Genomic DNA, 11,691 nt, shown 5'->3' on the forward strand with positions numbered 1-11,691 from the left:
AATTTAGGCCATGGCAAATAGTCCTGTTCAAATAATCCTCAATACTAACGACTTTATCGAAGCGTTAGACAATAAAGGCGGCGGTCCTTCAAAAGATTTCTTCGCTGGAAATGATCGTGAATTTTCGAATCATCGCGATAACCTCAGGAGACAATTGAGCGACATTCGCAGCATGCAATTGACAAATAGTTATGCAAAAATTTCGTACGCTAAAGTAACGTTAAAACATGCGGCTATAGCGAAAAGTCATCGGCCAACATCTCAGGTTTTTAAAAGACAAATTGCACCTGTTGTTGGAGCAGGGGATCTTGGGGAATTGTATATTGAATTGACTCCCGAAAGTATTGACGAAATTAACAATAAAGTGGCGCAAGCTGAGCCCGAAACAAGGTATCGCGAAGTAAATGGCAAGAGTGAACCATATCCTTCTCGTCTAAGAAGTGAAATTGGTGCCATACAAAATATTTCGGCGTACGTTGCAAGTGACAAGCGGAAATTTTCAGTCTCAGAAGCAGTGAATTGGCTTGCCACTGCCGAAACGGGTGGTTCATATATTGTGGAACTATTCGATACACCTCCATCACGACAAGATTGGGATTTGTTAAGTAGGTATAAACGTGAACTTTTTGAAAGTTTCTTTAACGGGTTGGAAAAGATTGGCAATGGTTTATTTGTATCGCGAATTATTACCGGAAATGGAGCCTCAGTCTCTTTTGGAGTTAAACTCGAGGAAAGCAATTCTCGGCCAGTAATTCAACTGACAACGTCAACAATTTCTCAAAGTAAACAGATAGAAAAAAAACCAACTGACCTCGATGCTCAGCGTCATGCAGTACTGCTTGAATTTCTTGAACAGCATCCTTTGGTGAAAAAAATTACGCTCCCTCCAATTATAACAAAAAGCACCGATGTCGCGAGGGTCACTAAAGGAGATTTTTTCGAGATTCCTTCGATCCTTGATAACGTCACTTATCCTAAAATCTGCGTTGTTGATGGTGGGGTCTCTGATATTTTGGGCGATTGGATTGAAGACAGATGGGATTTTATTAGTCCCGCTGATAAAGATGAAAACCACGGCACATTCATTGCGGGGCTTGCTACTTTCGGTCAATCACTAAATGGAAATGCAATATGTAAAGAAATTGATGGGTGCAAAATTATTGATTTAGATATTTTACCGTCACCTGGGAAATTTGAAAATTACTTCCCGAAGCCATTTCAGTTTTTTACTGAACTCGAAATTGCAGTGCAAGATCTAAAAGCGCGAACAGGCGTGAGGGTTTTTAATTTCAGTATGAATATCGAGGAACATAATTCAACGGAAGGCTACAGTTTATTTGCCCAACTGCTTGACAAAATTGCGGAGGAAAATGATGTAATATTTGTTATTTCTGCGGGAAATACCAAGCACCCTGATTTCAGAAGAGAATGGCCGAGCGATTCATTTGATGCTTTGAAAATACTAGCTTCCTCGCGAAACGATTCAATAAAAAAGCCTGCTGAAAGTTGTAGAAATGTTAGCGTTTCAGCGCTTAATCCTCCACATTTAGACAATGTAATACCATTAGCTCTGAGTAACTACAGTTGCCGAGGGCCCGGTCTTAGAGTAGGGTTAAAACCTGATTTTGCACACATTGGTGGGTCAGGAACAATTCATCCTGTTTTTGGGCACGGGCTGCTATCATTAAATGATGCTGGCGAAGTAGTGGACGGATGTGGAACAAGTTATGCAGCGCCTAATGTCGCTAAAACGATTGCCAGCCTCGATCATACAATCGAGGGTAATGTCTCTCGAGAAACGTTAATTGCTCTTGGGATTCATCATTCATCACTCCCAGAGTCATTGAATGACAAAAACCTTAGAAATATTACAAAGCATCTCGTTGGCTTTGGAGTTCCAAATGGATCTGATGAAATCTTGACTGGCGACCCTACCTCGATAACCCTCGTATTTGCTAATAGGGTTATCAGTGGCCATAAAATGAGTTTTAAATTTTCATGGCCTTCCAGCTTAGTTCGTGACGGAAAGTGTTTTGGCCACGCAAAATTGACAATCGTAAGTACACCTAAATTTGATTATAATTATGGAGCTGAGTTTGTTAGAATAAATGTTGATGCGGCGTTACGTCAATTACAAACTAACGGGCATTATCTGGGAAGGTTGAGCGCCATTTACACTCCTGACCCCGGAGACGGTGGGCAGTATGAGAAAGATCAAATAGAGCATTCATTTAAATGGAGTCCGGTCAAAGTTTATGAGAAAACTTTTCCGAGAGGAATTGGACCAACAACTGACTGGAGTTTAGATGTAGAATACCTTACGCGTGACGGTGTATCCGTTCCTGCCGCCGGTGTTCCTTTTACAGCGATTTTGACAATTTCAGACCCTGACAAAGAAAGACCAGTGTTTAACGACATGAGACAAATGCTTCAATCACTAGGCGTTCAGGCTGTAGATATTAAAACCGCGGCCCGAGTCACACCAAGAGTTTAATTTCTAAATAAATAATAATAGAAGCCGAGGGGAATAAAAAAAGCCTAATTAATCAGTTGCGATGATCAATCAGGCGGTTTCATAAGGGTAAATGCGGGAAACATTTCAATTTGAGACTCCTCATCTCAAATCCCTTTAATATTGTACTACAAAAGTAGATAATCTTTCTTGATTATCCAAATCGTAATACAATTATCGCAACTGCGGTTGCATTCTCCAGCAACCACAGGTATGAAGGAGATTATTCTAAAAAAAGTTATTACGATGGAAAATTTACATCAAAACAATGATGCCTTGAAAGGCAAACCTACTCTTGAATTGATTATCAATAAAAAAGGGTACCAATGGCAAAACCAGTATATCACTGGTGCCGAACTTCGCAAACTTGCCGGAATCGGCGACGGCGAAAAAATCTATCTGAAAATTACCGACCCCTGGGAAGACGAGCCAATTTTGGATGATACCAAAGTGAACCTTGCCCGTCCCGGCATTGAGTACTTCTATTCTACGAAGAAGCTCAAGTTGAAAATCAACGGCGACTTGTTTGAGTGGCCGGAGCAATTCATCAGCGGAAAAGAAATCCGCCAACTGGGCAACATCGATGCCGACGACGAAATCTATCTTGACAACAAAAAGCCTTATGTGGACAAGTTAATCAAGGACGAAGACCAAGTCGACTTGGCCCGCCCTGCAATCGAGAGCTTCTATACGAAGGCGGTCGGTTTCAAGGTGTCCATTTTTGTCAACGGCGAAAAGAAGGATTGGGGGGAACCAAAAATCACTTTCGAACAAGTGGTGGTGCTGGCTTTCGGGTCTTATAACCAAAGCCCGACAATGGTTTACACCGTCACTTATGAGGACGGCCCGAAACAGAATGTCGAGGGTTCGATGATCAAGGGTTCAGTTGTGTTTGTTAAAAATAAAATGATTTTCCATGCAACCGCAACTGATAAGTCATAGCCCAGACCTCCTGAAATTATGGGAGGCGGGTTACGAATTGGAGATTAAGGGTGGGCATTTACTTGTCCACCATATCCCCTACGTGAACCCTTCGAAAGAGGTGCGTTATGGCACTTTGGTTTGTAGTTTGACCTTGCGGACACCGGTGACAGCCGGTACTATGCAAGATCATACAATGTATTTGATTGGCGAAACTCCGTGCGATGTGGACGGAAAGCCCTTGAATTCGATTATCCTCAATACCAACACCCAAAACTTGGGTAACGGTATCGTAGCTAACTTTCATTTCTCTAGCAAGCCCCAAAGCGGCCGCTATGCCGACTACTACGAGAAAGTGTATACCTATGCCGAGATTCTTAGCGGTCACGCCAAAGCAATTGACTGCACAGCAACGTGTAAACCTAAAAATGCTGCATGATGGAAGATGTGTTTAAATATCCAGATACCAACTCTTCGCGGGCGGGTATCGCTGCCTTGAACGATAAGTTCGAGAGTTTGAAAATTGCTATCATCGGCCTTGGTGGTACGGGGTCGTATATATTGGACGCGGTCGCCAAGACCAACGTTAAGGAAATCCATTTGTTTGATGGGGACACTTTCCAGTTGCACAATGCTTTTCGTGCACCCGGGGCATTCCCTGTCGAGGTATTCGAACAACCTGATTTGATGAAGGTAGACCATTATGCTGCTGAATACTCGAATTTGAGAAATGGGATTGTAGCCTACCCTGTATATGTTAACGAGACAAACATCGAGCAGTTTTCGATTTATGATTTCGTTTTCATCAGTGTGGACAGTAATAAGGCGAGAAGTTTCATAACCAAATCGCTGCTTAGACTGAAAGTACCATTCATTGACGTGGGAATGGGCATCAATCGGGTGAATGAAAGCCTGATTGGGACGATTCGCGTAACGGTAGGTACTCCTGAAAAGCACGACCATCTTGAACACCGGATTGGTGAAGATGAAGTTGCCCAAAATGAGTACACCCCGAATATCCAAATCGCGGAATTGAACAACTTGAACGCTATGCTTGCGGTGATCCGCTGGAAAAAAATGTTCGGGTTCTATCAAGACCTGAAAATGGAGTTCAATAGTCTTTACATGATTAATACTGGAAAGCTGATTAATGAGGACTTCGATATCGCATAGGTTTGTGGAATTCATTCCTTCGGAACTGGAAGAAGGTGTGCTGTATATTACCGTGGCATATAAAACCGCAGTGCACTTGTGCATCTGCGGTTGCGGTAATAGGGTGGTCACGCCGATTACCCCTACTGATTGGCAATTTACTTTTAATGGCAGAACGATTACACTTTACCCTTCGATTGGGAACTGGAATTTTGAGTGCCGGTCACATTATTGGATTCAAGAAAATGATATTGTGATGGCTCCGAAATGGTCGCAGGAACAGATTGAACGTGGACGGCGTAATGATGCCGAGGAGAAGGAATGGTTTTTCGGAAAGAAGAAGAAAAAGAAGAAATAATAATTTGAAAATTAAAAAAAAATGGGAGAATATAGAATCTCTGGGGTTTGGAAATCAGGCAATGTAATTACTCATTACGCTGTCCATACACGAACTAGAAATGCAGACAATACTGGTTATGTCCTCGGACAGGCCGTTAAAATGACTAAGGCTTCAACGGTTGCTCTCTTAGACCAACCTAACAATTCAGCCAAAACATACCTTTGGAGTTATCAAACTGCACTTTGGTCAGCAGGTAGCGATATCCATGTAGTTGATGGGAATCCAAAATTCTTGCGAACGAATCACGATGGTGTTCTTAAGGATAATCTTTCCCATCTTCCAGATTATTCATGGGTATGGTAGAATAAAAAGCCGCGGTTGCGGCTTTTTATTTTTTTAGCCTTTGAAGTTCTGCTCTCAATTCTTCCAATTCGTTGTCTTTTTCTGCAAGCTCCAACCTTGTTTTCTCCAATTCATCTTCTCTTAAAGTGGTTAAGTCTTTAATATCCTGCTCTAATATAAGACTCAATTCGTCCTTGTATGACATGAATGGTTCATATAGCCAATGGTATGCATTTCCTATTGCGCCGTGGAAAAGTCGCATCGTTGGTTTTGCAGCACCTGCCTTCAAAATTTGTTCTTGCGAAATCCCCGGGTAAGGATCAATATAGTAAATTGTTTTTATGCCCAATTGATACGCTTTCTTTGAACAGAGTTCGCAAGGACTTGCTGTAGTAAAAAGCCGACCTCCTTGTATACCTTGTCCACCATATTTACTTATTTGCAGAAAAGCACTTTCCTCTGCGTGAAGTGACCGTGTATGGACTTGATTTTTTCCTTCTGAATATGAATTGATTAAAGTCTTGAAACAAAAGCAAACATTTCTTCCATTGAGGTTTTGACCATGCTGGGCTATTTGAGAAGTGAGGCTTTTATTTAAAGCTGCTTGAAATTTTGGATTGTCAATTTCATAAGGCGTGAATGCTTCGATGTCGTTTTTCTTTTCGAGAAGATCATTTGCGTTGCGCAGATTGCATGGAACCTGCCCTTCCGGTGTATTATTCCAACCGATAGCCTTTATTGAATAATTAGCGTCTGTAACAGCAGCCCCCACTTGCCGCGAAATGCATCCAGAATTATACTTTGCGGTAAATGCCAATTGCATACATCTTTCTTCAGGAGAAGGAGTCACAATTCCGGGCTGGTCAATTAAAGAAATAAACTTCAACAACTGCATTTGCCAGGAAAAATATGGTGAATGATTCTCATTCTTGTATTTCTCATTCAAGAAATCAATTTCTTCGTAAGTTTTGAAAGATAAATGGATGTCTGCATTTTGAATACAAGCCGATACATTTTGTCTGTAAAATTCCTTGGAATGTTTTGGTTTATATTCTTCATTCATCAGTCTTTCGATAAAGCCAAGTTCGTCAGCTTTATATCTTTTCTCAATTTCTTTAATCCGATACCTCTCGTCCCGATTAATCGCAATAGTGTAAAATGCAGAAAATCTTTGTCTAAAAAACATTATTTCCAAAGGATTTCGGAGCGAGTCGATTACTATTTCTGTTGAGTGCTCTGCTTTTTTATTCTCCTTATGAAATTCTTTAATGATATTATTCATCAAGTCAGCAATAGTAAATAAAGAATTTAAATTTTTGTCGTTAAAATTTAAATAATCTCCCGTCATACGAATATTATTGCCAATAACTTGGAGAAGTTTATTTCTTTTAGTTTTAGACATTGATTGCAAGCATTCATTGAATTCTTCTGCAAATTCAATAAACTTTGGAGAACAGAAAAAATCTTTCAGTTGCACATATTTATCTTTTTTCAATTCAAATATGTCAAACACATTTTGATGCAATTCATCAAACCTATGTTCTAGTTTTCTAAGTTCTTTAACCTCTTGCGAAAAATCAACAAGTTCATCCAATCCAGTCCTCTTAAATTCAGCTTCCAAATAACGATTGGCTGTAAATTCTGTAAAGCATTCGAAATTTCGTTGCAAAACAAAAATCAGCAACACATTTTTATACGAAATATGGATATGCTTCTTAAAATTCTCTTTGGCATAATTATAAACGATTCTATATTTTCTATATGAATTATGTGAGATACTCGTTGTATCTGGATGCTTGAAAATCGAGTTGTCGAGACTAAATCCTTCTTTAAGACGATTGCTAACTTCCGTACAGCCTGATCCTGTGCGACCAGTTAACGCGATTATTGTAAAGTTTTTTCGGAGTTCATATATTTTATCAATGTTCATCTCTATGTATTAAATAATGTTATGACATTAACAATTATCTTAAATTAATTTTATGTGACAATAGGGAAAACCATAATGTCGATGAACTTTAAAATAATAACGTTTAAAGGCTTTAAAATTTACATTAAAGGCAGAAAATGCTTATATTTTATATTCTATAAAACATTAATGCTTTTATGTAAACAAATTTGTTTATTTTTGAAAAATGAAACAACAAATTTCCATACTAAAAGGCATACACCCAGGCTTTGTACTTGAGCGCGAACTAAAAGACCGCCAATTGCGAAAAGGCAGCTTTGCCTTGCAATTACAAGAGTACCCACAGACTATAGGGGCCATTACTAAAGGCAAACGCGACATGAATACCGCATTGGCCTTAAAGATTGAGCATATACTGGGGCTTGAAGAAGGTTACTTTATGATTCTTCAAGTTTACTATGATATTGAAAAGGAAAAAAGGAAGCGCAATAATTCGCATCCCGATTTGTCTATCATAAGGCCCATTTTATTTTGGGACACCAAAATGGAAAAGATTGACTGGAACAAACAGAAAAAAGCCGTCATCAAAAGGGTTTTTGAACGCGGGAATGAGGATGAGAAAAATGAAATCAGGCGATTTTATGGACAGGATGTCGTTTCTGAAATACTAAACCTTCTTAAGTGATGCTTCATTACAACACTGTATCGCCTCTATTAAAATCTATCCTCGACACATTGATGGAAGCGGAAGCTTTTGAAGATTTCAGGCTCGTGGGCGGGACTGCGCTCAGTTTATATTATGGCCACCGGATGTCGGTTGACATTGATTTATTTACCGATGCAGAATATAGCAGTGTTGACTTTGAAGCAATAGACACTTTTTTACGAGAGACCTATAAATATGTTGACACCAATGATTATGATGTGATTGGGATGGGTAAATCTTATTATGTAGGAAACCATGAGGACGATTGTATCAAGCTTGACTTGTTTTATGTAGACTCTTTTTTCAATGATGCGGTGGTAATCGATAATATCCGTATAGCTACTGTGGAGGAAATCATTGCGATGAAATTGGAAATTGTTGTGAATGGCGGGAGGAAAAAGGACTTTTGGGACATTGTTGAACTTTCAGGTGAATATTCTTTCGATGAAATGTTGGCGTTGCATGAAAAGCGTTATCCTTTTAGTCACGATCGGGATTTGTTGATTGCCAACTTTACTGATTTCGATGAGGCCGATGACGATTTCGAGCCGGATTGTCTTAGAGGAAGGCATTGGGAGTTGGTGAAGTTGGATATTGTTTCGTTTGTGGAAGGAGAATTGTAAAACGCTGTTCTCAACTATTAATTTTAACACTGTCCTAATCAACAATCAACTTATTTTCAATACATTTATGTCAATAAGCCAATACCACTCCAGGCTTTAGATTGGGCAAGGCCAGTTACTCAAAATTATTTTATCGTTTTTACTTAATGTCGGCAAAGTGCCGACGTTACGGATGCTTATATCTGCTTTCCTGATTGTATCGGGCCAATCCCCCATATGAAGTGGTATAGCCGCGACCACCAATAACGGCTATTGCTTGCCTTTGACGAGCGAAGGCGAGCCTTACTTTAAAATCAACCAAAACGATGAAAAAATTTATGCTTTTGATTGCGTTCTGTACCTTGGCGGTACAGTCGCAGACCTTGGGTTATAATGCGCTTCACGGCCCCATCAATAATCCCGACCGCGGATTCTTTTTCCAGGCCGATTCATGGGACACTGGCTGGCCCTTTAATTATCTTCCGCTCGAGGAGGAGGAAGACCTCCAGCCTACGGAAATTGCCGCGGACATATCGCTGGTTCGTAGGATTGTAAGGCTTGACGCTTATAATTTTGCCAATTCTACAATCGATCAGGATTTCATCGACCTGCTGGAGGCCGATTTTGTCTACCTTAGAAGCAGGAACATGAAATGTGTACTGCGGTTCTCCTATTGGAACGGAGGCACCGGCGATACCGAGCCGACTGTGGCCACGGTGTTGAGCCATATTGCGCAATTGACGGATGTATGCCAGGACTATGAAGGTGTAATATCGAGCATCGAGGCCGGGTTCATCGGCCGATGGGGAGAGTGGCACACCAGTACACATTTCGGCCTCAACAACGACAATCTTACCGCGCAGAATGTGGCCGACCGCACTAGCGTGGCCAACGCTGTCTTTGGGATGACCGATACACGTATGGTGGCATTCAGGAAGCCACAGTTTATGCGTTTTATTGCTCCCAGCCTGAAGCCGCTCAAGATGAAGCCGTATTATACCAACAGCCTATTCGCAAGGACAGCGGCACATAACGATGCTTTTTTGCACGAGGAGGATGACGATGGAACCTATGACCTACCGTCTGGGCCTGACCGTGATTACCTTAACGTTAAGAGCAGGAATACATTTACTGGTGGGGAATCGAACGAGGTGTTTGAGGATTGGGCGACCTGTGACCCGGACGCCAACAACATATTGGAGATGGGTGCGATTGAGCAGATGGAAGCCTACCACTGGAACCACATGCATTCTACCTATCATCCTGATGTGCTCGCGCAATGGGTTGATGAACTCTGCTTCATGCAGATCAACAACAGGTTGGGGTATCGCTTCAGGATGATGAGTTCGAACATCAACACGACGACTAACGTGCTTACGGTTTCGATGGTTAACGAGGGTTTCGCGAATGTCTTCAACGCGCGAAGGGTATTCCTTGTGTTGGAGAATACCAGTACAAACCTTTTGTATCGTGTAAACCTTTCGGGGCCGATAGATTCGAGTGTTACCCCTGCTGAGGGATATACGACCGATGTGCGCGCATGGAACGCCGGTTTCGGGTTTAACCTTTTCCGCAGGCTGACAGGCTTGGTGACGACGGGAGCCAGCCCCGGCGTACCAGTGGGAACTGCTGTGCCAGTCGGTGGCACCTACAATTTATATATCGAGGTGCAGGACCCTTCATTTGTACCTAACGATGTGGATTATTCAATCCGTTTCCCGAACACCAATCTTGCCGGGACTATTGACGTATGGGATGCAGCAAGGGGCTTTAACAGGCTTTTGAGGACGGTTACGATCAATCAAAATTCTATTTTGGTGGTGGCCAAGCCTGCGGGTGATCCCGTGAGTACCTTTGAGGTTTCGGCTTCACGTAATCCATTCAGTGATAGCTTTGATCTGAATGTGGATACGTCAGACAAACAGGAAGTCGTAACAATAAAAATCTTTGACATGGTGGGCAAGCTGGTTGGACAGCAATCTGTGGATGCGAAGGATGCGGAGACTATTACGTTGGGCGGTGAACTCGCCACCGGCGTCTACAATGTTGTTGTGACGCAAGGCCAAGAAAGAAAGGCATTGCGGGTATTTAAGCAATAGACCTTGAGTTTTAAAGCTGCCTGACGTTTGTTGGGCAGTTTTTTATTTTGGACATAACTTTAAACGAAAAACTTTTGCAACACAGAGACAATAATTTAACATTGATAAGTTGTCTGTTAAATTTTAATTTCTAATTTTAGCAAACTTTAACAAGTAGTATAATACCACTTCATGCTGCTTGGAATACTCCGGGGCGCCTTGCCAGAGGCTAACGGATAGAATTATTTCGATTTTTCGACGGTTTTGTTCGTACTATAATTTTTTTTACACGCCATGTAATTTATTTCCTGTCGCTGCCCTACAGCAAAACAAACAAACATTAAATTACTCATATGGCGACCCCTATTTCCTTGCCACGGCGTATCCTTGCCGTGGGCACAATCTGTTTTATTTCCTGTTTTGGATATGCCCAGGATGTACTCTGGGAAAAATCGTATGGCGGCAGGCATGCCGAATATTTGATGGATGCCGTGCCGACGGCCGACTATGGTTTTATTTTGGCCGGTAGTTCGCTTTCGGCAAAGACAGGTAACAAGACGAGCCCCAATGAAGGTGACCTCGACTATTGGGTGTGGAAAATGGACGAGAAGGGCGAGCCCGAATGGCAGCGCAGCTTCGGGGGGCCCGGCACCGATTTTTTGCAGGCCATCCGGCTGACCGTTGACGGCGGGTTCCTGCTCGCGGGCAATTCGGATTCGCCCAAGGGAAAGCAGAAGAAAGATGAACCCAAGGGCGGCAATGATTTCTGGATCATCAAGCTTGACGCGGGTGGTGGTGAGCAATGGCAACGCACCATCGGCGGGCGTGGCGACGATAAACTGCAATGCGTGAGTCAGACCAAAGACGGCGGTTATATTCTTGGAGGTTCGTCTAGTTCAGAAGACAGTGGTGACAAAGCCACCAAGTGTTATGGCAACCTCGATTACTGGATCGTGAAGCTGGACAAGGATGGGAAGACCGAATGGCAACAAAGCTTCGGAGGGAAATACCTGGACGAGATCCGCAGCATCGAGCAGGCTTTTGACGGGGGTTATATTGTGGGCGGTTATTCGAATTCGCCACAGTCAGGGAATAAATCGTACAACAACAATGGGGTTGGCGACTATTG

Annotated in this window: 10 protein-coding genes and 1 pseudogene; 10 read left to right on the forward strand and 1 reads right to left on the reverse strand. The window is 42.1% G+C overall.

Annotation, left to right across the window (positions count from 1 at the left end):
* Positions 1–10: 10 nt before the first annotated feature.
* From QM717_RS03495 to QM717_RS03520, 6 genes are all read left to right on the forward strand, one after another.
* Complete coding sequence (locus tag QM717_RS03495; RefSeq protein ID WP_415034880.1) at positions 11–2,494, forward strand: S8 family peptidase; 2,484 nt, start codon at positions 11–13, stop codon at positions 2,492–2,494.
* Positions 2,495–2,758: 264 nt separating this feature from the next.
* Positions 2,759–3,454 carry a multiubiquitin domain-containing protein gene (locus QM717_RS03500; protein ID WP_415034882.1) on the forward strand — a complete coding sequence of 232 codons (696 nt, stop codon included), beginning with the start codon at positions 2,759–2,761 and terminating at the stop codon, positions 3,452–3,454.
* The gene (locus QM717_RS03505; protein WP_415034884.1) at positions 3,429–3,872 is read left to right on the forward strand and encodes a DUF6791 domain-containing protein; all 444 of its coding nucleotides are present in this window, start codon (positions 3,429–3,431) and stop codon (positions 3,870–3,872) included. The genes QM717_RS03500 and QM717_RS03505 overlap by 26 nt, the downstream gene beginning before the upstream one ends.
* Positions 3,869–4,606, forward strand: coding sequence for a ThiF family adenylyltransferase (locus QM717_RS03510; protein WP_415034886.1), 738 nt, complete (start codon positions 3,869–3,871; stop codon positions 4,604–4,606). Before QM717_RS03505 ends, QM717_RS03510 begins: the two co-directional genes overlap by 4 nt.
* A gap of 4 nt (positions 4,607–4,610) precedes the next feature.
* Positions 4,611–4,943, forward strand: a complete 333-nt coding sequence (locus QM717_RS03515) for a DUF6527 family protein (RefSeq protein ID WP_415034888.1) — start codon at positions 4,611–4,613, stop codon at positions 4,941–4,943.
* Positions 4,944–4,964: 21 nt separating this feature from the next.
* On the forward strand, positions 4,965–5,288 hold the full coding sequence (locus tag QM717_RS03520; RefSeq protein ID WP_415034890.1) for a hypothetical protein: 324 nt from the start codon (positions 4,965–4,967) through the stop codon (positions 5,286–5,288).
* Between the two features lie 25 nt (positions 5,289–5,313).
* Here the strand turns inward: QM717_RS03520 and QM717_RS03525 are convergent, their stop codons facing one another.
* Positions 5,314–7,197 (reverse strand): hypothetical protein, encoded by a 1,884-nt coding sequence (locus tag QM717_RS03525; protein WP_415034892.1) that lies wholly within the window; start codon positions 7,195–7,197, stop codon positions 5,314–5,316.
* A gap of 205 nt (positions 7,198–7,402) precedes the next feature.
* On the opposite strand from QM717_RS03525, the gene QM717_RS03530 reads away from it, so the two are divergent.
* From QM717_RS03530 to QM717_RS03545, 4 genes and pseudogenes are all read left to right on the forward strand, one after another.
* Entirely contained in the window at positions 7,403–7,861 is a 459-nt protein-coding gene (locus QM717_RS03530; protein WP_415034894.1) for a helix-turn-helix transcriptional regulator, read from the forward strand.
* Entirely contained in the window at positions 7,861–8,505 is a 645-nt protein-coding gene (locus QM717_RS03535) for a nucleotidyl transferase AbiEii/AbiGii toxin family protein (RefSeq protein ID WP_415034896.1), read from the forward strand. The genes QM717_RS03530 and QM717_RS03535 overlap by 1 nt, the downstream gene beginning before the upstream one ends.
* Positions 8,506–8,810: 305 nt before the next feature.
* Entirely contained in the window at positions 8,811–10,583 is a 1,773-nt protein-coding gene (locus tag QM717_RS03540) for a DUF4832 domain-containing protein (protein ID WP_415034898.1), read from the forward strand.
* Positions 10,584–10,915: 332 nt separating this feature from the next.
* Positions 10,916–11,691, forward strand: a pseudogene (locus tag QM717_RS03545) (T9SS C-terminal target domain-containing protein); the annotation flags it as partial.

The sequence above is a fragment of the Flavobacterium sp. genome (assembly GCF_047602195.1).
Lineage (GTDB): Bacteria > Bacteroidota > Bacteroidia > Flavobacteriales > Flavobacteriaceae > Flavobacterium.

Excerpts from the sequence above, each read along its gene's own strand:
- QM717_RS03530 (WP_415034894.1), top strand. The coding sequence starts at position 7,403 with ATGAAACAACAAATTTCCATACTAAAAGGCATACACCCAGGCTTTGTA.
- QM717_RS03505 (WP_415034884.1), top strand. The coding sequence starts at position 3,429 with ATGCAACCGCAACTGATAAGTCATAGCCCAGACCTCCTGAAATTATGG.
- QM717_RS03500 (WP_415034882.1), top strand. The coding sequence starts at position 2,759 with ATGGAAAATTTACATCAAAACAATGATGCCTTGAAAGGCAAACCTACT.
- QM717_RS03535 (WP_415034896.1), top strand. The coding sequence starts at position 7,861 with ATGCTTCATTACAACACTGTATCGCCTCTATTAAAATCTATCCTCGAC.
- QM717_RS03510 (WP_415034886.1), top strand. The coding sequence starts at position 3,869 with ATGATGGAAGATGTGTTTAAATATCCAGATACCAACTCTTCGCGGGCG.
- QM717_RS03525 (WP_415034892.1), bottom strand. The coding sequence starts at position 7,197 with ATGAACATTGATAAAATATATGAACTCCGAAAAAACTTTACAATAATC.
- QM717_RS03520 (WP_415034890.1), top strand. The coding sequence starts at position 4,965 with ATGGGAGAATATAGAATCTCTGGGGTTTGGAAATCAGGCAATGTAATT.
- QM717_RS03540 (WP_415034898.1), top strand. The coding sequence starts at position 8,811 with ATGAAAAAATTTATGCTTTTGATTGCGTTCTGTACCTTGGCGGTACAG.
- QM717_RS03495 (WP_415034880.1), top strand. The coding sequence starts at position 11 with ATGGCAAATAGTCCTGTTCAAATAATCCTCAATACTAACGACTTTATC.